We start from the raw sequence: 21,922 nt of genomic DNA on the forward strand, positions 1-21,922 counted from the left end.
CGCGGCGCCCCGCCCTTCTTCCAGGGCGGCGCAGGCGCCTCAGGTCATTTGGTCATGGCCTGGAATTCGGCGACGTTTTCCGGGGTGATGAGGCGGAAGGGAATCAGCACGTTCTGCTCGCCCGGGGTTTTGTTGATCATCTTCAGCGCCGCATCGAGGGCGCCTTCCGCTTGGCCCTTGGCGTCCTGGAACACCGAGACCGTCACCAGGCCGCGCTTGATCGCGGCCAGGCCGTCGGGCGTACCGTCGACGCCGGTGACCAGCACGTCCTTCTTGCCGGCCTGGCGCAGGGCCATGGCCGCGCCGATGGCCATCTCGTCGTTGTTGGCGAAGATGGCGTTGAGGTCCTTTCCGGCCAGCAGCCAGTTGCTGGTCAGGTCCATGGACTTGTCACGCTGCCAGGCCGCGGTCTGCTCCTCGACGATCTTGATGCCCGGATACTTGGCCAGGACTTCCTTCACCCCGGCGGTGCGGTTGTGGGTGGAGTTGTTGGCCAGGTCACCCAGCAGGATGGCCACCTGGCCCTTGCCGCCGAGCTTGTCCGCCACGTACTGCGCCTGCAGGCGGCCGGCTTCCTTGTCGTCGGAGGTCACCGCTACCACGCCCGCCGGCAGGGTGGGATCGTCGGGTCGGCGGTTTATATAGACGATGGGCACGCCGGCCTTGGTGGCGGCCTCGGTCAGGGTCCGGGTCGCGGCGGTGTCCACCGGATTGACGATGACCGCATCGACCTTCTGGCTGATGAAACTCTGCACCTGAGTGAGCTGCTTGACCACGTCGTTGCGGGCGTCCTCGAACTGCAGCTGCACGCCGTCGGTCTTGGCCTTCTTGGTCATGTATTCGCGCACATAGGTGAGGTAGTTGTCGTCGAACGACGACATGGTCACCCCGACCTTGAGGTCCGCCAGGGCCGCGCTGCTGCCCAGCAGCAGCGACAGCGCCAGGGTGGCAAAGCGAGTTTTTTTCTGCATGGTTCAGGCTCCATTCGTGGGGTGACGATCAGCGAGGGGATCAGGCGAGCGCAACGTCCAGGCGCACCTCGGGCGCCGCGCGGTCGTGAACCGGGCGGAGCCTGGGCGGACGCCGGAAAGACTCGGGAATCAGTGCGGGCGGTAGAACACCGCGGCGCCGGGCGAGGCGCAGAGCACGGCGCCGCTGCGCTCGTGGCAGAACAGCCGGCCGAGCAAGGCGAGCAGACGGGAGGGACGCTGCACCTCGAGGCGGTGCACGGTGGCGAGGACGAGACGGAAGGAATGCGTGGAGTGGTTCATGTGACGGCACCTATTATTGTTGTCGGGGCGTACGGCCCTGGTGACTCGTTTCTGCAACTGCTCTCGACTCTATTGGAAATTTAATTCCACAACAAGAGCGAAATAGAAATTTCATTCGACATGCACGAATGACCGCCGCGCTCGCCTCTGGGTACCTGCCCGCGACCGCTCCGCCGCCGCTGCGAGGCCCTCTACCGCCAGGCTTTCACCCGTACGGGCACTCTGCCGCGCCACCTCCAGGATCGCCTGGCAGGCCAGTGTTTCCTGCGGCGTGACCGGCAAGGGCGCGCCCTGGGTCAGGGTCGCCAGCCAGCCCTCGTAGAACAGATCCCAGCGGCCCCGTTCGCTGGGCACCCGCGCGCGCTCCTCGCCCACGCTCAGCCAGCCCCAGCGCTGATGCTCCTCGGCGCCCCAGCTGGCCTTTTCGCTGCGCGGGGTACGCCCCTGGCGCAGGGCCGCGGCCTGGCCATCCAGGCCATCGACGCTGTAGACGCCCCACTCGCCGACCACCCGCAGCCGCTGCGGACAGCGCTGCAGGCCGCTGCCCGAGAGGTGCGAGACCACCCCCGAGCGATGGCGCAGGGACAGAAAGAATTCCCGCTCCCGCGCGGGAGCGCCACGGGGGAACTGCACCTCGGCATAGACCCGTTCGACCGGCCCGAACAGCAGCAGCGCCTGGTCCACCAGATGGCTGCCCAGTTCGAGGAGCAGGCCCGCCTCGGTGCCCAGGCCCGCCGCGGCCAGGTCCGTCAGCTGCAGGCGCGACTCGAAGAGGCGTACCCGGCCCAGGCGCTTCTCGCGCAGCAGCCGGGCCAGGGTGAGCAGATCCGAATCCCAGCGGCGCGGTTGATGGACGCAGAGCGGGACGCCGCGTCGTTCGGCCAGCGCCAGCAGCTCCTCGGCCTCTGCCAGGGTCCTCGCCAGCGGCGCCGCGCAGACCACCGGCAGGCCCTGTTGCAAGGCCTCCCGCACCTGCGCCGCCCGTTCGCCGAGAGGCGTGACGATCACCAGGCTGTCCACCCCGGCGACGATCAGCCCGGCCATGTCGGGATGGCCGGTGACGCCGGGATAGGCCCTGCTCAGCTCGGCGCCTGGCGCCGGCGAGCCGGTCACCACCCCCACCAGCTGGGCGCCCGGGGTGCTGGCGATCAGCGGCGCCTGCAGCAGGCGCCCAGGGCCGTCGTAGCCGACCAGTCCGATTCTCACGTCCGAGGCCTCCCCTGCAGGCGACACATCCCCGCGGGCGACCTAGTCGTAGAAGGCCGGTCGGCTGGGCAGGGTCACCGGCTCGATGGCACCGCTGTCCTGCGCCTTGATGCAGGCGTCGGCGGTGACCGCGGCGATGTAGCCGTCCCAGGACGACGGCCCGGTCAGCTGGCCGGCGGCGAGGTCGTCGATGAAGGCCTGCAGTTCCACGTCGTAGGCGGCGATGAATCTGTCCTTCCAGTCCATGAGGATCTCGTTGGACAGCCGCGCCTCGCTGCGCAGCTGCACCGAGGTCGGCTCCGGCAGGCGGGCGATGCCGCGCTCGCCGACGATCTCGCACTGGATGTCGTAGCCGTACTGGCAATTGACGAACACCTCGACGTCGATGCGCACGCCCTTGGCCGTCTCCAGCAGCACCACCTGGGGATCGCGCAGATGCTCGCGCGCCGCCGGCGCCTTGCGCGGAAAGACCACCTGGGCGGACACATAGTGATCGTCCAGCAGCCAGGCCAGCACGTTGATCTCGTGGATCAGGGTGTCGGTGATGGCCATGTCGGTGCTGTAGTGCTCGCTCACCGTGGGGTTGCGGTGGGCCGCGTGAATCATCAGCGGCGCGCCGATGCGATCGGCGTCGACCACCGCCTTGAGCTGGCGATAGCCGGCGTCGTAGGGTCGCATGAAGCCCACCTGCACCAGTCGCTTGCCCTGGGCCTGCTCGGCTTCGACGATGCGCCGGCAGCCCTCGGCGGTGGTCGCCAGGGGCTTTTCGCAAAACACCGGCTTGCCGGCGGCGATGGCGGCCAGCACGTATTCCTCGTGGGTCGGCCCCCAGGAGGCGACCAGCACCGCCTGGACGTCCGCCGCGGCGATCAGCGCATGGCCGTCGGCATAGACCTCCGCGGTGATGCCCAGCTCCTGGACCACCCGGGCGGCCTGTTCGGCGTTGATGTCGGTCACCGCCACCACGCGACTGCCCAGCAGGGTGTGGCTCAGGCGGCGGATGTGTTCGCGGCCGATGGCGCCGGTCCCGATGACACCGATGTTCAAGGTCATGACTTCATTCTCCGATTTGGACTTGTTGTGGAGTGAGCGGCGTTCAGTACTGGCGGGCCTGGGCGGCTTTTTCCCTGAGCACCCGGGCGACGGCGGCGATCTTTTCGCTGGTGGAGACCTCGGCGCCGCCGACCCGCCACCAGGACAGGTAGCCGTGCAGCATGGTCTTGGGCAGCACCTTGATGTCGATCAGCGTGGAAACCGTTTGCCGCCGGGCATCGGCCAGGGCCGCTTCCAGCTCCTCCAAGGTGCGCACGCTATAGGTCTTGCAGCCGTAGGCGGCGGCGCTCATGGCGAAGTCCACCGGCACGAAGTCGCCGTCGAGCCGACCGGTCTCCGGGTTGCGGTAGCGGAATTCGGTGCCGAAGCTGCCCATGCCATGGCCGACCTGCAGGTTGTTGATGCAACCGAAGGTCATGTTGTCGAGCAGCACCACGTTGATCTTGCGCCGTTCCTGAATGGAGGTGGCCAGCTCCGAGTGCAGCATCTGGTAGGAGCCGTCGCCGACCAGCGCATAGACCTCGCGCTCCGGTTCGGCCAGCTTCACGCCGAGGGCGGCGTTGATCTCGTAGCCCATGCAGGAATAGCCGTATTCCAGGTGGTAGGTGTTGACGCCCTTGCTCTGCCAGGCGCGCTGCAGGTCACCGGGCAGGCTGCCGGCGGCGGCGACGATGATGGCGTCGTCGTCCAGCCGTGCGTTGAGGCGGCCGAGCACCTGGCTCTGGGTCAGGGACGAACCGGTCAGGCGGACGAATTCCTCCAGCACCGCCCGCGGCAGGTCGTCGTCGATCTCCGGGACGAAGTCGGCGCCGGTATAGCCGACCGCATAGACCCGCTCCACCTCCTGGCGATAGCGCTCGCGCGCCTCGCCCACCTGACCGCCCCAGCCGGCGCGGTAGTCGGTAGCTCCTAGCGCCTCGGTCAGGGCCAGGATGGCTTCGCGGGCATCGGCCACCACGGCCAGGCCGTCGAGCTTGCCGGCGTCGAAGGCGGCCACGTTGAGATTGAGGAATTCCACCTCGGGATGCTGGTAGAGCCACTTCGAGGAGGTGGTGAAATCGGTGTAGCGGGTGCCCACGCCGATGATCAGATCCGCTTCCCGGGCCAGCAGGTTGGCGGCCAGGCAGCCGGTCTCGCCAAGGCCGCCGACATTGAGTTCATGACTGGAGACGATGGCGCTCTTGCCGGCCTGGGTCTCGGCGAAGGGAATCTCGAAGCGTTCGGCGAAGCGCTGCAGAGCCTCGGCGGCACCGGAATACTTCACCCCGCCACCGCAGATCAGCAGCGGCTTGCGCTTGCGCCCGAGCAGCTGCACCGCGTCTTCGATGGCGGCGGCCACCGGCGGCCGGCGATCCAGGCGATGCACCCGCTTGGCGAAGAAGTAGTCGGGATAGTCGTAGGCCTCGCCCTGGACATCCTGGGGCAGCGCCAGGGTCACGGCGCCGGTCTCGGCCGGATCGGTCAGCACGCGCATGGCGTTGATCGCCGCGCTCATCAGCTGCTCGGGGCGGTTGATGCGATCCCAGTACTTGCTCACCGCGCGGAAGGCATCGTTGGTGCTGATCGACAGGTCGTGGAATTGCTCGATCTGCTGCAGCACCGGATCGGGCTGGCGACTGGCATAGACGTCGCCGGGCAACAGCAGCAGCGGGATGCGGTTGGCGGTGGCGGTGGCCGCGGCGGTCAGCATGTTGGCCGCGCCCGGACCCACCGAGGAGGTGCAGGCATAGATCTGCCGACGCAGCTTCTGCTTGGCGAAGCCGGTGGCGGCATGGGCCATGCCCTGTTCGTTGCGCCCCTGGTGCACCACCAGGTCACCGGCCTCCTGCTCCAGCGCCTGGCCGAGGCCGAGCACGTTGCCGTGGCCGAAGATGGTGAAGACGCCGGCGACGAACTTGGTCTCGACGCCATCGACGCTGAGGTACTGGTTGTCGAGAAATTTCACCAGGGCCTGGGCCATGGTCAGACGTTGGGTGCTCATGGCTTCTCCCCGGTCACTTGGCGGTGGGCATGCTGAATTCGGCGCCCTTGGCGATGCTGTCGGGCCAGCGCTGCATCACGCTCTTGTAGCGGGTGTAGAAGCGCAGCCCTTCCTCGCCATAGGCGTGGTGATCGCCGAACAGCGATCTCTTCCAGCCGCCGAAGGAATGCCAGGCCATGGGCACCGGGATGGGCACGTTGATGCCGACCATGCCCACCTTGATGGTGCGGGCGAAGGCGCGGGCGATGCCGCCATCGCTGGTGAAGCAGGAGACGCCGTTGCCGAATTCGTGGGCGTTGATCAGCGCCACCGCACTGGCGAAGTCCGGCGCCCGCACGATGCCCAGCACCGGGCCGAAGATTTCCTCTTTGTAGATGGTCATGTCCGGGGTCACGCCGTCGAACAGGGTGGCGCCAACGAAGAAGCCGTTCTCGGCGCCGGGCACCTTGAAGTTGCGGCCATCCACCAGCAGCCTGGCGCCCTCCTCCACCCCCCGGGTGATGTAGCCCTCGACCTTGGCCTTGTGCTGGCCGGTCACCAGCGGGCCCATGTCGGCATCGGCTTCCACGCCGTTGCGCACCCGCAGGGCGTCGATGCGCGGCAGCAGTTTCTCGATCAGGGCATCGCCTACCTCGCCCACCGCCACGGCGATGGAAATGGCCATGCAGCGCTCGCCGGCCGAACCGAAACCGGCGCCGATCAGGGCGTCGGCGGCCTGGTCCAGGTCGGCGTCGGGCATCACGATCATGTGGTTCTTGGCGCCGCCCAGGGCCTGGACGCGCTTGCCGCGGCGGGTACCTTCCTGGTGGATGTATTCGGCGATGGGGGTGGAGCCGACAAAGGAGATGGCCTCCACGTCCGGATGCTGCAGGAGCGCGTCCACCGCCACCTTGTCACCCTGGACCACGTTGAACACGCCATCGGGCAGCCCGGCCTGCTTGAGCAACTCGGCCAGCAGCAGGCTGGCGGACGGATCGCGCTCGGAGGGCTTGAGGATGAAGGTGTTGCCGGTCGCCAGCGCCATGGGAATCATCCACAGCGGCACCATCACCGGGAAGTTGAAGGGGGTGATGCCGGCGCAGACACCCAGCGGCTGGCGCAGATTCCAGTTGTCGATGCCGCCGCCGATGTTGTCGCTGTAGCTGGTCTTGGCCAGGTGCGGCGCGCCGCAGGCGAATTCCACCACCTCGATGCCGCGGGTCACCTCGCCCATGGCGTCGGACAAGACCTTGCCGTGCTCGCGGGTGATCAGCGCCGCCAGTTCCCTGTGGTGCTGGTCGAGCAGCTCCTTGAAGCGGAACAGGATGCGCGCCCGGCGCAGCGCCGATTGCTCGGCCCAGTCGGGAAAGGCCGCCTTGGCCGCGGCGACAGCCTGCTCCACGGTCTGCACCGTAGCCTGGGCGACCCGCGCCTGAACCACCCCCTCGGCGGGGTTGAAGACGTCGCTGAAGCGCTCGGCCTGGGTCGAGACCGCGCCGTTAATGTAGTGCCCGATGACGGGGGTGTCGCTCATGTCCTGGCTCCTGGTGTCCTGGGGTCGCCGCTGCGGCGCGTGCGAAAGGGATTAGCGGGTCAGCAGCCACTCGTGCTGCGGATCGTTGTGGAATTTCCAGACGCGCCGGGGGCCGGCCATCACGTTGAGGTAATAGGACTCGTAGCCATAGGGCACGCTGACCGGGTGATAGCCGCGCGGCACCAGCACCACGTCGTGGTCCTCCACCGCCATGGCCTGGTCCAGGTCACGCTCGTCGGTGTAGACGCGCTGGAAGACGAAGCCCTGCCCCGGATCGATGCGGTGGTAGTAGGACTCCTCCAGCAGACTCTCCGCCGGCAGGTTGTCGCGGTCATGGCGATGGGGCGGATAGCTGGAGGAATGCCCGGACGGGGTGCGCACCTCCACCACCAGCAGCGAATGGGCGGCCGCGGTGTCCGGCAGGATGTCGCAGACATAGCGGGTGTTGGCGCCCTTGCCGCGAGTGGATCTCTGCATGCTCGCCGGCTCGATCAGCCGCGGCGGCAGCCGGTCTGCCACCACTGGATTGCCGGGCGAGCTGCAGACGGCGATTTCGGCGATGCTGTCGGCGGTCACCCGCGCTTCGCTGCCGGGCGGCAGGTAGGCGGCATAGGGCGAGACGTCTTCGAAGACGCTCTGGCGACCAACCAGCCCGCGCCAGGCGAAGTCGCCCAGCTGCGGATGCCCGCCTTCGATATTGGCGCCGCCGCTGAGCAGCACGATGCAGACCTCCAGATCACCCGCCAGCACCGGCAGGGACTCGCCCGGTTGCAGGCGATGGGCGGCGAAGCCGACGTAGTCCAGGGCACCGGCCGGGACGCTGACGATGTCGCGGGCGCTCCGGTCGGCTTTGACGAGCAGATTCATCGCAGTCTCCTCAGGCAGTGGCCTGCGCCACCAGTTGGCGCAGATGGTCGTAGCCCTTCTTGGCGTATTCGTAGGCCGGCGCCACCGCCGGGTCCTGTTCGGCTTCCACCACCAGCCAGCCTGAGTAGCCGGCGGCCACCAGCACCTTGAGCAGCGCCGAGAAATCGATGTCGCCGTCGCCCGGCACGGTGAAGGTGCCGTTGAGGATGCAGTCCGGAAAGCTCCACTGGTTGTTGCGCGCCAGCTGCACCACGGCCTTGCGCACGTCCTTGAAGTGCACGTGGCAGACCCGGTCGAGATGTTGCCGCAGCACGCTCAGCGGATCGCCACCGCCCATGTAGCAATGGCCGGCATCGAACAGCAGGCCAACGTCCGGGGAGGTCAGCGCCATCAAGCGGGCGATGTCTTCGGGCGACTCGACGTAGGCGCCCATGTGGTGGTGATAGGCCAGGCGCAGGCCCTGGCTGAGGGTGAAGGCGGCCAGGCGATCGAGCTTCTCGGCATAGGCCTGCCAGGCGGCGTCGCTGTGGAAGCGCGGCCGTTCGATCAGGGGCCGGCGCTGCCCCTGGATGGAACCGGCCACCTCGCCATAGACCAGCACCCTGGCGCCGTTCTCGGCCAGCAGCCGGCAATGCGGCCGGATCGCCTCGATCTCGGCCTCGACCTCACGGTGCGCCAGGCCGCTGGAATACCAGCCGGACACCAGTTCCAGGTCGTGCTCGCCGAGCACCTCGCCCAGCGCCCTGGGTTCGCTGGGGAACTTGCCACCCAGCTCAAAGCCCTGGAAGCCGATTTCCTTGCCCTCGCGCAGGATGGTTTCCAGCGGGGTGTCGCCGCCCAGGGCCGGCAGGTCGTCGTTGGCCCAGGAGATGGGATTGATGCCGATCTTGAGTTGTTGTTGTGCGGTCATGTCAGCCTTGCTCGTCAGGAGGCGATCAGGCGCGGGCGTCGCGCCAGGCCTGGATCAGGAATTCGAAGTTGCTGCGGATCTGCGCGACCAGCGTGCGGTCGTCGATCTCGCCGGCCAGCCAGGCCCGACTCGGCTGGGCGAAGATGGTCCGGCCCACGGCGAAGCCCTGGCAGCGCTGGCTGGCACTGGCCTGCCGAAAGCCTTCGGCCAGCTCCTCGGCCGGGGCGTTGAGGCCCAGCAGCACCACGCCCTGGCAATGGGGATCGCGTTCGGCGATCAACTGGTCGAGTTGCCGCCAGACGGCGGCCGGTTGCGCCTCGATCTTCCACCACTCGGGATAGATGCCCAGGTTGTACAGCCGCTTGATGGCGCGATAGAGCACGTCCGGCCGGCTGGAGGCATGGTTCTTGGGTGGGATGACCTCCAGCAGGAGCTCATGGCCACTGGCCTGGGCCGCCTGGTACAGCCCCTTGAGCTGGGCTTCCTGCTCCAGCCGCAGCAGCGGCTCGTCATCGGGGTGGAATTGCACCAGGCACTTGATGATCTGCTCGCTCGGCCAGCTCAGCAGGGTGCTGCCCACCGAGCGGCCGTGCTCGAAGGCCAGCGGCCGCGAATTCTGCAACTCCACCGGCCGGGCGATCCACCAGCCACGGCCGCTGGCGGCATTCAGGGCGTCCTGGCCGAAGCGCTCGTCGGCCAGCAGCCCGACATCCGCCGCCACGCCCTGACCCGCCAGCGCCTGCTCGACCTCGGCGATGGCCTGCACGAACAGCTGCTTGAGCGCCGGAATCCGCGCCGGGTCGGCGCCCACCTGTTGGGCACTTTCCACCAGCTGGTAGCGATGATCGAAGGCGAAGATGAACAGCGGCTGCCAGGTGCGGCGGCGGACGCTGACCCGGTGCAGCCGAGTGAGCACGGGATCGAGGTCCGGCCGGGTAATGGGCACCGGACTGTTGTTGAGGTAGTCCAGCTCGGCCAGGGTCGGCATGGCCGGGGCGCAGCCGTGGCGCGACACCACCAGCCCGCCGCAGGCATTGGCCAGCCGGCAGCATTCGGCATCGTCGCCACCGGTCAGCCAGCCGCGCAGGAAGCCGGACATGAAGGCATCGCCCGCGCCCAGCACATTGAGTACCTCGACGCGGATGCCGCGATGGATCTCGCCTTCCTCGAGACGCGCCGGAATGGCGCCGTGGATCACCGTGCAGCCCTGGGCGCCGAGCTTGACCACCAGCGTCGCCGCGGTCACCTCGCGCACCCGGCGCAGGGCGGTGAGCAGGTCTTCGCTACCCCCGGCGATCTGGAATTCCTCCTCGGTGCCCACCACCAGGTCGAAGCGCGGCAGGATGCGCTGCACATGGGCGCTGACCTCGGCGCTGGCGATGAAGCGGGTCTCGCCATCGGCCTTGCCGGTCAGCCCCCAGAGCACCGGGCGGTAATCGATGTCCAGCACCCGCTTCACGCCATTGCGCTCGGCATAGTCCAGCGCCCGGCTGCTGGCCTGGAACACCCCCTCGGTGGAGAAGTGGGTACCGGTGATCAACAGCGCCTTGGCGCTGGCGATGAAGGCCTCGTCGATGTCGTCCGCGCCCAGCGCCATGTCGGCGCAATTCTCGCGATAGAACACCAGGGGAAAGGTCTCGCGGTCCTTGATGCCCAGCAACACCAGGGCAGTGAGGCGCTCGCGATCCACCTGGATGCCGCGGGTGTCGCAGCCTTCCTGCGCGAGCGTCCGAGTCAGGAAGCGGCCCATGTGGTCGTCGCCGACCCGGGTCAGCATCGCCGACTTCAGCCCCAGGCGCGCGGTGCCGAAGGCGATGTTGGCGGAGGATCCCCCCAGATACTTGGCGAAGCTGCTGACGTCTTCCAGCGGCGCCCCGATCTGCTGCGCATAGAGGTCGACGCCCAGTCGCCCCAGGCAGATGACGTCCAACTGGCGCCCGCTGGCGAAGAAATGATCACCCATGGGTGGCTCCTGCTTATTGTTATCGGCCAACCGCGCGGACCCGAGGGGCCGAACGTGTGAGTGAGCTCAGGCTAGAACGACGCCGCGGACAAATCAACAAATTTTCCACATGAGATTTTATGGAATTTAATTTCCATAACTGGCGTACACTGCGCCTGCCGCCCCACTTCGACGCCGCCCGGCGAATGGGTTAAGTTGCCGGCACAAGACTCCCTACCGCGAGATAGCCCATGTCCTCCGACTCCCCGGCCGACGACCCCCTCAGCAGCGCGCCGCTCGCCGATCCGCCCGGCAACGTCGAGCAGTTGCTGGCCTGCATCGCCCGCGACTACGAGGCCCTGCCACGCCAGCTGAAACGGGTGGCCGCCTATGTCAGCCAGCAGAGCGACAGGGTCATGGTCGATCGCATCAGCGACATCGCCGGACAGTGCGAGGTGCATCCCTCGGCCATCGTGCGCTTCTCCCAGCGCTTCGGCTTCAAGGGCTTCAGCGAGATGCAGGCGCTGTTTCGCGAGGCCTACACCCACAAGACCACGCCGGTGCAGAACTACCAGCAGCGCATCCGCAGCATGATCGCCAACAAGAGCCAGCGCGCCAGCAGCGGCGATCTGGCCCGCGAATGCATCAACGCCACCCGCTCGGGCCTGGATCGACTGGCCGAGGAACTGGACGACGTCGCCTTCGACAAGGCCGTCGACCTGCTGGTGAACGCCGAGAACATCTATGTGGTGGGGGTGCGCCGCTCCTTCGCCGTGGCCGACTACCTGGTCTACAACCTGCAGCACACCAACAAGCGCATCCACCTCATCACCGGCCTGGGCGGCGGCTATCGCGAGCAGATGCGCAGCATCGCCCAGGGCGACCTGCTGATCGCCATCAGCTTCAGCCCCTACGGCAAGGAAAGTCAGCAGTGCGTGCGCATCGCCCAGCACCACAAGGCCAAGACGCTGATCATCACCGACAGCAATCTTTCGCCGCTGGCCAAGCGCGCCGATGCCCTGCTGCTGGTCAACGAAGGCAGTGCCTTCGCCTTCCGGTCGCTGAGCGCCACCCTCTGCCTGTGCCAGGCGCTGTTCCTGGCCCTGGGCTATCGCCTGGAGCTGAAGATGGACGAGATCCAGCTGCCGCTGGACGAGGACGACTAGCCGGCAGCGGCCGGACACAGCAGCCGGACGAGCCCCGGCAGGGCTGCGCAAACGCTTGATCGACAAACAGAAATTTCTTGAGCAGAAGGCTTGACAGCCACCGGCGCCTTGCCAATAATGCGCGCCTCGGATGGCTACGTAGCTCAGCTGGTTAGAGCATAGCATTCATAATGCTGGGGTCCGGGGTTCAAGTCCCTGCGTAGCCACCACCTATTTCCAAGGGTCAGCGTAAGCTGACCCTTTTTTATTGCCCACGAAAAAGTCCAGCCGATAGCACCGCTCTTCGTCCCCTCTCTCCCGGGAGAGGGTCAGGGTGTGGGGCCCTTCACGCCAAACCTCAACCTCGCCCATGAAAAAGCCCGGCCTAGGCCGGGCTCCATCACCGCGCGAGAAGCTTACAGCGCGACCTTCTGCTTGCTCTCCACCTCTTCTTCAGCCGCCGCGTCCTGGGTGTCGATGGACTGCACCAGCGACTTGGAGCTGAAGGCACGCAGGTCGCGCAGGAAGTTGTCGCGCCAGGAGGCCAGGTCGGCCTGGCGGATCACCCGCATCATGTCTTCGTAGCGCGACTTGCGCTCTTCCAGCGGCATGCGCAGCGCCCGGTCCAGCGCCTCGGCCATGCCGACATGGTCATAGGGATTCACGATCAGCGCCGAATTGAGTTCGCGCGCCGCACCGGCGAAGCGCGACAGCACCAGCACGCCCGGATTTTCCGGGTCCTGGGCCGCCACGTATTCCTTGGCCACCAGGTTCATGCCATCGCGCAGCGGCGTCACCAGGCCAACGTCGGAGGAGCGGAACAGCCCCATCACCGTGCGCCGGTCGTAGCTCTTGTTCAGGTAGCGGATCGGTGTCCAGTCCAGCTCGGAGAAATGGCCGTTGATATGGCCGGCATGGCTCTCCAGCTGACGGCGGATGTTCTGGTAGGAGACCACGTCCGCCCGCGACGAAGGCGCGATCTGCACGAACTGCACCGCCCGGTGATGCTCGGGGAAATGCTCCAGCAGTTTCTCGAAGGCCTGGAAGCGCTCCACCAGCCCCTTGGAATAGTCGAGGCGGTCGACGCTGACGATGGTCTTGTAGGGCACGCCCTCGATGCTGCGCGAGATGAACTGGCGCCGCGTGCGATAGGATTCGGCCTGCTTCTGGATGACGTCCGGCATCACGCCGATGGGATAGACGCCCACGCGGAAGTTATGCCCGTAGGCGGTCAGGCTGCCGTCCTTCTCCAGCACGCCGCGCACCTCGCGGGTGATGTAGTCCTGGAAGGCCAACTGGTCGGTGTCGGTCTGGAAGCCAATCAGGTCGTAGAAGCACAGGGTCTTGAGCAATTCGTTGTGCGGCGGGATGGCGGTGAGGATCTCCGGCGCCGGGAAGGGGATGTGCAGGAAGAAGCCGATGCGGTTGCGAATGCCCAGCATGCGGCAGGCTTCGGCGAACGGGATCAGGTGGTAGTCGTGCACCCAGATGATGTCATCGGGCTTGAGCAGTGGCTTCAGGCGTTCGGCCATGGCCATGTTGACGCGCCGATAGCCGTCGTACTCTTCACGGTTGTAACGCGCAAGATCGATCCGGTAGTGGAAGATCGGCCAGAGGGTGGCATTGGAAAAGCCTCGGTAGTAGTGGTCGTAGTCGCGCTTGGTCAGGCCGAAGGTCACGTAGTCGATGTTGTCCTTGGTCTGGGTCTTGGCCGGCCCGTTTTCCTTGACCGTCTCGCCATTCCAGCCGAACCAGATGCCACCCGACTTGCGCAGGGCATCCAGGACACCCACTGCCAGACCACCCGCGGTCGCCTTGCCTTCCTCGATCGGGGCCACCCGATTCGATACCACCACTAAACGGCTCATCCTAATCTCCTTGCTTATAATGTGGCGCGAGGTCACGGCTCAGCTGCTGCAGCCAGAGGGCTACCGCTTCCACCGAAGGCAGGCGGGTCTTGGCGACCGTCTCCCCCTCTCCTACCTTGACGGTCAGACCGCCTCGCGCATTGACGACAGTGAACCCCTCTTCATCGGTACGATCGTCACCGAGAAACACCGGCAGGCAGCCGGCAAAGGGTTCCAGTTCGAGAAAACGGGCGATGGCCTCGCCCTTGCTCGCCGCAGCGGGCTTGAGTTCGAAGACGCACTTGCCCGGCTGCAACTTGAATTCGGGATGGTCGGCCGCGATGCCTTCGGCCAGTTCGCGTACCAGGGCCTCCTTGTCCGGCGCCTGGCGATAGTGCAAGGCGAAGGCCACGCTCTTGCGCTCCAGCAGCAGGTCCGGATGTTCCGCCAGAGCCGCTTCCAGGCGGGCGCCGACCTGCGCCAGCACCGCGGCGTCCAGGGTCACCCGATGGATCTCGCCCCGGGGATCGCGCCATTCGGCGCCATGGACGCCAGCCGCCGGCAGTTGCAGCGGCCTGGTGAATCCGTCGATCTCCGCCAGCGGCCGCCCGGAGACCACGGCGACGCCATGGTGTCGCGCCAGCTGGTCGAGCGCCGCGAGGGTTTCGGCGGGAATGAAAACCTGTTCCGGACGTGGCTGCAGTTCTGCCAGGGTGCCATCCAGATCGAAGAAGAAGGCCAGCGGCTGGCCCGATGAGGTAAGGCTGTCGAGGTCGATCATGCAAGGTACGACTGCCGGGTCATCGTATGGTTCGTTCACATCTTCCGGCGGTGCCGAGGAATTCCCCTTGCCGGCGCGCAGTCGGATTCAGGGAGATGCTCTAGCAGCCCTGCCTTTGGAGACCACCATGAACAAGCCCGACATCACCAAGACCCCCGAAGAGATCGACGACATCCAGGACCGCATGGGCGACATGCGCGAACTCGACTTCAGCGATCGCAAGGACGAGCGCGGTGGTCGCATCGGCGACGAAATGGACGAGCGCGACTACGAAGGTCAATTTCCCGAAGAGCGCGTGCGCCAGGCCGGCATGACCGGTGGCGAAACCCTGGATCATCAGCCGACGATGGACGACGCCAGCCCCGAGACCCTGCTGGACGAGACGGGCGCCCGCTCGCCAACCGACTACGGCGATGCCTGGCCGAACGATAAGGAATTGAGCGTCGTCGAGGACAGCGACATCGGCGGTGGCTCCGGTCAGGACGAAGCCGAACTCGGTCGCAGCCATCCGCTGGATGGCGAGGCCTGGGACGGCGAAGCCGACGAACCCAACGAAGCCGAGGCCCAGCGAGACGCTCGCTACGCCGATCTGGATGCGAACGACGAAGACCTCGCCGGTGACACCAGCCTGGATCTGGACGAAAAACGCGCCGATCACTGAAACCGCTGACGGCCTAGTCGAGCAGCGTACAGGCCATCACCAGTGCATCTTCTCGGCCGCTGACCGCGGGATAATAGTCCCGCCGGCGGCCGATCTCGTTGAAGCCATAGCGTTCATACAGCCGGTAGGCCGACTGATTGCTGGCACGCACCTCCAGAAAGCACTCGTTGGCCTTGGCCTTGCGCGCTTCCTGCAGCAGGTGTTCCAGCAGCCGCAGGCCGAGTCCCCGCCCCTGGCTTTCCGGCTTGATGGTGATATTGAGCAGATGGGCCTCGTCGAGAATGACGTTGATCACCCCGTGTCCCACCTGCTGCTCGCCAGCCGTCATCACCCAGCAGTCGTAGGACCTGAGCGCATCGGTGAAGATGCCGCGGGTCCAGGGATGGCTGAAGGCCTGATATTCGATCTTCAATACCGTGTTCAAATCGGCTTCGGTCATCCGCCGAAAGCTCACCGCATCGTTCATTGCTGTTCCATCCAGCGGCGCCGCAACGGGCGCATGGCTTGCCAGAGCGCGGCCTTGGCGGCCGGCTCTTCCATCAAGATATCCAGTCCCGGCACCAGCCAGGCCGGTCCCAGGGCGGTGTCCCGCTCCTCACCCGTGAGCTGCGCATCCTCGACGCCGCTGCAGCGGCGCGCGGCCACACCGATTAGCCAGAGTCCCAGACCCTCGCCCAGGCGTTCCTGGTGCCCCGAGACGAAGCTCTGCACGAATTCACCGGCCGCCGCCGGCCCCTGGTCGAGTTGACCGCTGTTGAGCAGTGGCCAGCGAATGGGCTCGTCACTGACGATCCGCGGCGTGTCCGGCAGGCCGGCAGCGCGCAGCAGATCCCGCAGCAGCAGATAGGCGGGATCGCGCGAACCCAGGGTGTCGCCGGTGGGCAACTCCAGCAGCAGCAGGCAACGCCCAGCCTGGAGCAGTTGCAGGGCGAAGCGCGGCGCCGGCTCCCGTGGTGGCGGCGGCGCCCGCTCCGGTTCCGGCTCGGCCACAGGGGGCGCAGCCGGCTTCAGCGCCGCGGGTCGCGGGATCTCGATACGTGGCCGATTCGCCGGTGGCGCCTCGGCTACGGCAGCGGCCGGCGCGGCCTTGGCCACCGGCTCCGGGCGGACCACCCGAGCCACGACGGGCGCTTCTTCCGGCTCCTCGACCCACAGGGCTTCCGGTCGCGAAGGCGCGGCGAAGGGCAACACCGTGCGCGGCACCCAGACATCCAGCTGCAACGCCTGCAGATAGGCGCGACGACGCGCCTCGGCGGTAAGCGAGGGGCTGGTGGAAGGGGCGGGGTCGGACATGGGCGGATCCTTCGGACACGCGGCGGGATAATTCGGGGCGGCATTGTCGCGCGGATCGTCGCGGATCGAAAGGCCGCCCTGCCCATCGGTCCCACCGCGGTCACATCGAAGGCTCTGGCGTCTGGAGTACAATGGCGCTTTTGTCTGGTGCGGTCCCCGCCATGATCGACCCCAAACGCGTCCTGCGTACCCTCGCCGAACACTGGCACCTCATCGACCCCCTGTGCGCCCACTTCGACAGCGGCACCCTGGGCCTGGCCGAGTTGCGTGCCCGCCTGGCCGAGCAGCTGCCCGAGCGCACGCCGGCCGACCTCACCGCCCTGCTCGACACCTGGATCCGCCTGGACATCCTGGTACCGGTGGCCAAGAGCCCCAATCGCTTCGAGCTCAATGGCCAGATCCACGACTTCCTCGGCTATCTCAGGCGCGAACACCGCCTGGGCCTGTGCCTGGAGATCGAAGCCTACCTGCGCCACCTGGAACGCCTCGCCGGCCACATCCGCGAAGCCTTCGACAACCGCGACGGCCCTGACCTCGTCCGCCAGTTGCGCCTGCTCGACATGCGCGTGCGCGATGTCCTCAAGAAGCTGGCCAACGATGGCCATGCCCTGGAGGGCGTCGCCGAGCGCGCCAAGACCAGCGATCGCCAGATCCCCCTGCGCCAGCGCTATGCCGAGGTGCTGGCCACCTGGGACGAATACGTCGAGCCGATGATCCAGCTGGTGGCCGCCGACGGCGCCTTCGAGCGCGGGGTGTACCGCGTCGAGCAGGTCCTCCTGCACCTGCTGGGCGAACAGCAGCGCCTCGGCCACCTGGTCGACGACGACCTGCTGCTGCGTACCCAGGCGCGCATCCTGGAAATGCACAACGCCGCCCAGCTGGCGCTCAGACGCGCCCGCGAATTGCTGCTGCCGCTGCGCGAGGAAGCACGCCGGCACAATGCCGTGACCCGGGGCGCCGCCCTGGCCCTGGCCACCATCCGCCGCAAGGGCCTCGACGCCGTGCCCCAGGCCGCCCTGCCCCTGTTCAGCCGGCCGCAGAGTGTCTTTCTCGGCACCACCGCCCAGGTGGAAAGCTATGTCTACGCCCTGGCCCGCTTCGAACCCAAGCCGGCGCGCTTCCCCAGCCAGGCCAGTCGGCCGCGCGACAGCGAGCGCCCGGCGGCGCCCCGCACCGCCCGCGAGATGCTCGACCTCTGTCAGGACGCCCTGCCGCTGCCCGACCTCATGGCCTGGCTGCTGGAGCAGGAGCCGGCCGGCGACACCGACGAGCTGCTCTACTGGTTCTCGCGCCTGTCCCGCGATGCGCGCTTCCAGCGCCAGCGCCTGGACCGCCGCCACTACGACACCCTCGAACACCGCGTCAGCCTGTGCTCCTACGCCCTGACCGCCCGATCTCTCGCGAGCGACGCCCATGCAACTTGATCTCACCGAAATGACCCAGCTCGCGCCCATCTTCCGCGAGCTGTTCAAGGGCTATCACCTGTCCCGCAGCGAGCCCGAGAGCTACGCCCAGCTCAGCCAGCAGCAGGACCAGTACCGCGCGCTGTTCCGCGCCCTCGGCTTCGAGCTGGTCTGCGATCCGCGCGGCTTCTACTACTTCGTGCCCGAGCAGATGGGCGCCCAGGTCAACAAGACCGCCCAGCGCCTGGCGCTGTTCACCTTCATCCTGGTCGAGCACCTTGCCGACCAGGGTCGCGATCCGCTGGCCGTGCTCGATGGCGGCACCCTGGGCCGGCACGAGTTGCCGGCGCTGCTGGACAAGTACCGCGATCTCTTCCTGCAGGCCGAGGTCACCACCCAGGAGGAGCTGGAGGAAAAGATCCTGCGCCGCCTGACCCAGCTCGGCTTCGCCCTGGACAGCAACGGCACCTACCGCTTCCTGCCGCCCATGCACCGCTTCCTCGATGTCTGCCTGACCGTACAACAGGATCGCGACCTGGCCGCCGGCCTGCATGCCAGCGATCTGCCGCTGCCGGCGCCGACCCTCGCCAGCGACGAAGACGGCAGCGAGCAGGAAGGCGCCGACGAGGATGACGAAGAGGCCGCCCTGGCCCGCGCCATCGCCGCAGAACGGGAGTTCGACCTATGATCCGCTACGGCATCAGCCGCTTCGCCCTGCTCAACACCGCCGGCTACAGCCTCGGCCTCTTTCCGCTGGAGCAGCCGCTGTCGGTCTACGGCGCCAACAACCTGGGCAAGAGCGCCTCGATCAACGCCCTGCAATTCCCCATCCTGGCGCGGCTCTCCGACATGAGCTTCGGCAAGTACAGCAACGAGCAGTCGCGCAAGTTCTACTTCGCCACCGACACCAGCTACATCCTCATCGAGCTGCGCCTGGCCCACGGCCCCCACGTCATCGGCGTAGCCGGTCGCGGCCCGGGGGGCGGCTTCGGTCACCAGTTCTTCGCCTATGCCGGCGAACTGGACCTGGCCCACTACCAGCGCGACGGCGCCTGCCTACGCCAGCGCGAGCTGTTCGCCAGCCTGGAGCGCGCCGGCCTCAAGGCCTATGAGGTCAAGCCCGATGAATTGCGCCGCCTGCTGGTCGGCGGCCATACCAGCATCCCGCTGGACCTGACGCTGATTCCGCTGCGATCCACCAGCGAACAGAGTCTCAAGACCTTCCGCGCCCTGTTCATCAACCTGCTGCACATGCGCGAGATCACCGCGGCCAAGCTCAAGCAGCTGTTTCTCGATGCCTTCGAGCACAGCCTGAGATCCGGCAGCGTCGACTACATCGCCGCCTGCGAGGAAGCCTTCCGCGACGTCCGCCGCATGGAGCAGGACTACCAGTCGCTGGTCGCCGCCGGCCCGCTGGTGGAAGCCCTGGCCAATGGCGTCGAACAGCGCGATCGCCTGAGGGGCAAGCTGCATCGCCTCTCGCCCCTGCTCGACAGTCTGCTCGGCACCTGGCAGCACTATGCCCTCGACCGCCGCGACGAACTTCTGGCCCAGACCGAGCACTACCGCCAGGAACAGGACGGTCTGCAGCAGAGCCAGCGCGACGGCACCAGCGAACTGATGCGCCGCGAGCGCGAGATCAGCAGCCTGCAGCGCTGGCTCGCCGAGCTGGTCCAGCTCAAGCACCGCTTCGCCCTGGTGGACTCCACCGCCCCCCTCGAAGCCCAGCTGCTGGCCGCCAAGGACGCCCACGACGAACTGGCCGGCGCCCTGTCCCAGGCCAGTCAGTTCAGCAGCGAAGACCTCGACCAGCGCGTCCGCGAACTGGAACAGCGCCTCAAGGGGATTCGCCAGCAACTCGACCACGCCGACAACAATAGCTATGCCCGTCTGCGCGAAGAATTCAGCCAGGCCGACGTCGACCGCCTGATGCGCCTGTTCAACGGCCAGCTGTTCAGCCTGCCGCTCGGCCCCAAGGGCGTCGAGCTGGCGGAAGACGGCAGTTGGGTAAAGACCTTCGAAGGCATCCTGGCGCGTTTCCAGGGTGATCGCCTCGAACTGCCCGGCCTGTCCCTCGACCTTTCGGGCATCGAGCCACCTACCCTGCAGGCGCTGGCCGATCGCGCCGCATTGCGTGATCAGAAGGACCGTCTGGAGCGCGAGCTCAAGCAACTCAAGGCCCAGCAGGGCGTCAGCGTCGACCGCCAGGCCAGCAAGGCCCAGGCCGAGGTGCTCTACCAGCAGGTGCTGGATGCCCAGAAGGCCCTGGAAGACTTCCGTCGCTGCCAGACCCTCGGTGCCGAGGAAAACGAAAAGCTCGAACAGCTGGCCCAGCTGGAAGCCGCCCAAGACGAACTGAGACGCGCTGGCGATGCCTTCACCGAGCGCGTCCAGCAACTCTCCGCCAAGCTGCAGCTGATCGGCCGCCAACTGGCCGATCTGGAAGCCAAGGACCGCACCCTGGCCGATGCCCTGCGCCGCCGGCAGCTGCTGCCCACCGACCTGCCGCAGGGCACGCCCTTCATGGAGGCGGTGGACGATTCCCTGGAAAACCTGCTGCCGCTGCTCAACGACTACCAGGACACCTGGCAGGCCCTGCAGCGTGCCGACACCCAGATCGAAGCCCTCTACGCCCAGGTCCGCCTCAAGGGCGTCGCCAAGTTCGACAACGAGGAGGATCCCGAGCGCCGTCTGCAACTGCTGGTGAATGCCTACGCTCATCGCCAGGACGAAGCCCTGACCCTGGCCAAGGCCCGCCGCGCCGCCGTCACCGACATCGCCCGGACGCTAAGAAACATCCGCAGCGACTACGACAACCTCGAACACCAGCTGCAGCTGTTCAACCGCGAGATCAATCGCAAGCAGGTCTCCAACCTGGAGAGCTTCCGCATCGTCCTGGCGCCGAACAAGGAAGCGCTCAAGCACATCGACCAGATCATCCACAGCGCCGGTCAGTACGAGGAAGGCGAAACCCTGTCGGTCTTCGATCTCACCCAGGACAGCAGCCAGGACCAGAGGAACGAAGACGCCAAGGAGTACCTGGCACGCCTGGTGGCCGCCAACGGCAACCAGCTCGGCCTCAAGGACCTCTTCGAGCTGGCCTTCGAGATCACCAAGCAGGGTGGCCAGCCGATCCTGCACACCGACATCGACGGCGCCGCCTCCAACGGCACCACCATGACCATCAAGGCGCTCACCAACATGTACCTGTTGCTGCACCTGATGGACCGGGAGCAGGCCGCCAAGATCCGTCTGCCCTACTACCTAGACGAAGCCGCCGACATCGACGAACGCAACCAGCAGGCGCTGATCGAAACCAGCCAGCAACTGGGCTTCGTGCCCATCCTGGCCAGCGTCAAACCCCAGGTCAGCGCCCAGGTCGCCATCGACCTCGAAGGCGGCAGCGGGCCCGGCGGTATCTACATCGACGAGGCCGACTGGAAGTACATCGCCAAACGCGACCTGGCCCTGCCCGAACCCGCTTGAGTCCTCTCTAGAACGCAAAAAGCCCGGCACCTGCCGGGCTTTTTCTTGCTCGCGTAACGCTGTCGTAGGCTGGGCGGAGCCTGGCGAAGCCCAACATCCGCAAGCCACCCCCGGCCCTCCAGTGTACCTCCACAGTTCGCACGATACCTGCAGCGGACCTCATCGTTGGGCTTCGCTGCGCTCAGCGCCAACCTACGACCTGGTCCTCACGGACGATCACGCCTCTTGCGCTCAAAACACAACAGCCCGGCGCAGCCGGGCTGTTGTGGCTCTTAGGCTCTTGTTCTCTTGCAGATTCCAGGCAGCACCTGCCTGGCAGGCACTGCGCCAAACCCTCCGCCGCACCGCTTCTGGCCCCCTCCCCCCCCGGGAGAGGGCTAGGGTAAGGGCCACCTCAGCTCCGTAGCGTCAGGCGCCCGCTAGCCGATTATCTGCTCCAAGCGCCCAAGCGCCCTGATGCCCGGCCACACTTTTCCCGCCCCAAAGACAACACCCCCGCCAGAATGAACTGAGCGGGGGTGCTGGGTGTTAGGCGCTTGACGATGACCTACTCTCACATGGGG

Annotated in this window: 18 protein-coding genes and 1 tRNA gene; 6 read left to right on the top strand and 13 right to left on the bottom strand. The window is 66.9% G+C overall.

Going from position 1 to position 21,922, the window contains the following annotated elements; genetic code table 11:
• Positions 1-44: 44 nt before the first annotated feature.
• The 9 genes from FHR73_RS20945 to iolC all read right to left on the bottom strand — a co-directional run bounded on the left by FHR73_RS20945 (position 45) and on the right by iolC (position 10,764).
• Positions 45-971, bottom strand: a complete 927-nt coding sequence (locus FHR73_RS20945) for a sugar ABC transporter substrate-binding protein (RefSeq protein WP_183633820.1) — start codon at positions 969-971, stop codon at positions 45-47.
• Between the two features lie 129 nt (positions 972-1,100).
• Positions 1,101-1,271 (bottom strand): hypothetical protein, encoded by a 171-nt coding sequence (locus tag FHR73_RS20950; RefSeq protein ID WP_156930152.1) that lies wholly within the window; start codon positions 1,269-1,271, stop codon positions 1,101-1,103.
• 111 nt (positions 1,272-1,382) lie between these two features.
• Positions 1,383-2,477 carry a Gfo/Idh/MocA family protein gene (locus FHR73_RS20955; RefSeq protein WP_183633821.1) on the bottom strand — a complete coding sequence of 365 codons (1,095 nt, stop codon included), beginning with the start codon at positions 2,475-2,477 and terminating at the stop codon, positions 1,383-1,385.
• A gap of 42 nt (positions 2,478-2,519) precedes the next feature.
• A complete protein-coding gene (locus tag FHR73_RS20960; protein ID WP_183633822.1) occupies positions 2,520-3,530 on the bottom strand; it encodes a Gfo/Idh/MocA family protein in 1,011 nt (336 codons plus the stop codon).
• Positions 3,531-3,573: 43 nt separating this feature from the next.
• Positions 3,574-5,511 (bottom strand): 3D-(3,5/4)-trihydroxycyclohexane-1,2-dione acylhydrolase (decyclizing), encoded by a 1,938-nt coding sequence (gene iolD / locus FHR73_RS20965; protein WP_183633823.1) that lies wholly within the window; start codon positions 5,509-5,511, stop codon positions 3,574-3,576.
• Between the two features lie 13 nt (positions 5,512-5,524).
• A complete protein-coding gene (locus tag FHR73_RS20970) occupies positions 5,525-7,024 on the bottom strand; it encodes a CoA-acylating methylmalonate-semialdehyde dehydrogenase (RefSeq protein WP_183633824.1) in 1,500 nt (499 codons plus the stop codon).
• Between the two features lie 51 nt (positions 7,025-7,075).
• Positions 7,076-7,891, bottom strand: a complete 816-nt coding sequence (iolB, locus tag FHR73_RS20975; RefSeq protein ID WP_183633825.1) for a 5-deoxy-glucuronate isomerase — start codon at positions 7,889-7,891, stop codon at positions 7,076-7,078.
• A gap of 10 nt (positions 7,892-7,901) precedes the next feature.
• Positions 7,902-8,801, bottom strand: coding sequence for a myo-inosose-2 dehydratase (iolE, locus tag FHR73_RS20980; RefSeq protein WP_183633826.1), 900 nt, complete (start codon positions 8,799-8,801; stop codon positions 7,902-7,904).
• Positions 8,802-8,826: 25 nt separating this feature from the next.
• Entirely contained in the window at positions 8,827-10,764 is a 1,938-nt protein-coding gene (gene iolC, locus FHR73_RS20985) for a bifunctional 5-dehydro-2-deoxygluconokinase/5-dehydro-2-deoxyphosphogluconate aldolase (RefSeq protein ID WP_183633827.1), read from the bottom strand.
• A gap of 230 nt (positions 10,765-10,994) precedes the next feature.
• Between iolC and FHR73_RS20990 the strand changes: the two genes are divergently transcribed.
• Both FHR73_RS20990 and FHR73_RS20995 read left to right on the top strand, forming a co-directional pair.
• Positions 10,995-11,909: a MurR/RpiR family transcriptional regulator gene (locus FHR73_RS20990; RefSeq protein ID WP_183633828.1), complete on the top strand. Its 915-nt coding sequence runs from the start codon at positions 10,995-10,997 to the stop codon at positions 11,907-11,909.
• A gap of 132 nt (positions 11,910-12,041) precedes the next feature.
• A tRNA-Met gene (locus tag FHR73_RS20995) sits at positions 12,042-12,118 on the top strand.
• A gap of 186 nt (positions 12,119-12,304) precedes the next feature.
• Here FHR73_RS20995 and otsA read toward each other — a convergent pair.
• Both otsA and otsB read right to left on the bottom strand, forming a co-directional pair.
• Positions 12,305-13,756: an alpha,alpha-trehalose-phosphate synthase (UDP-forming) gene (gene otsA, locus FHR73_RS21000; RefSeq protein WP_173150364.1), complete on the bottom strand. Its 1,452-nt coding sequence runs from the start codon at positions 13,754-13,756 to the stop codon at positions 12,305-12,307.
• 1 nt (position 13,757) lies between these two features.
• Positions 13,758-14,516 carry a trehalose-phosphatase gene (otsB, locus tag FHR73_RS21005; protein WP_183633829.1) on the bottom strand — a complete coding sequence of 253 codons (759 nt, stop codon included), beginning with the start codon at positions 14,514-14,516 and terminating at the stop codon, positions 13,758-13,760.
• A 127-nt stretch (positions 14,517-14,643) separates the two neighbouring features.
• On the opposite strand from otsB, the gene FHR73_RS21010 reads away from it, so the two are divergent.
• Positions 14,644-15,177, top strand: a complete 534-nt coding sequence (locus FHR73_RS21010) for a hypothetical protein (RefSeq protein ID WP_183633830.1) — start codon at positions 14,644-14,646, stop codon at positions 15,175-15,177.
• A gap of 13 nt (positions 15,178-15,190) precedes the next feature.
• Here FHR73_RS21010 and rimI read toward each other — a convergent pair whose 3' ends face one another.
• Entirely contained in the window at positions 15,191-15,643 is a 453-nt protein-coding gene (gene rimI, locus FHR73_RS21015) for a ribosomal protein S18-alanine N-acetyltransferase (protein ID WP_183633831.1), read from the bottom strand.
• Entirely contained in the window at positions 15,640-16,470 is an 831-nt protein-coding gene (locus tag FHR73_RS21020) for an energy transducer TonB (RefSeq protein WP_183633832.1), read from the bottom strand. The genes rimI and FHR73_RS21020 overlap by 4 nt, the downstream gene beginning before the upstream one ends.
• A 161-nt stretch (positions 16,471-16,631) precedes the next feature.
• Here FHR73_RS21020 and mksB point away from each other — a divergent pair, with 161 nt between their 5' ends.
• From mksB to mksF, 3 genes are read left to right on the top strand one after another with little or no spacing between them, the layout of a single operon-like run.
• Complete coding sequence (gene mksB / locus FHR73_RS21025; RefSeq protein WP_183633833.1) at positions 16,632-17,894, top strand: Mks condensin complex protein MksB; 1,263 nt, start codon at positions 16,632-16,634, stop codon at positions 17,892-17,894.
• Positions 17,884-18,561: an Mks condensin complex protein MksE gene (gene mksE / locus FHR73_RS21030; RefSeq protein WP_183633834.1), complete on the top strand. Its 678-nt coding sequence runs from the start codon at positions 17,884-17,886 to the stop codon at positions 18,559-18,561. The genes mksB and mksE overlap by 11 nt, the downstream gene beginning before the upstream one ends.
• Positions 18,558-21,359 carry an Mks condensin complex protein MksF gene (mksF, locus tag FHR73_RS21035; protein ID WP_183633835.1) on the top strand — a complete coding sequence of 934 codons (2,802 nt, stop codon included), beginning with the start codon at positions 18,558-18,560 and terminating at the stop codon, positions 21,357-21,359. Before mksE ends, mksF begins: the two co-directional genes overlap by 4 nt.
• Positions 21,360-21,922: the final 563 nt, after the last annotated feature.

Origin of the sequence: Pseudomonas sp. AS2.8 (genome assembly GCF_014190935.1) — a bacterium.
GTDB lineage: Bacteria > Pseudomonadota > Gammaproteobacteria > Pseudomonadales > Pseudomonadaceae > Chryseomonas.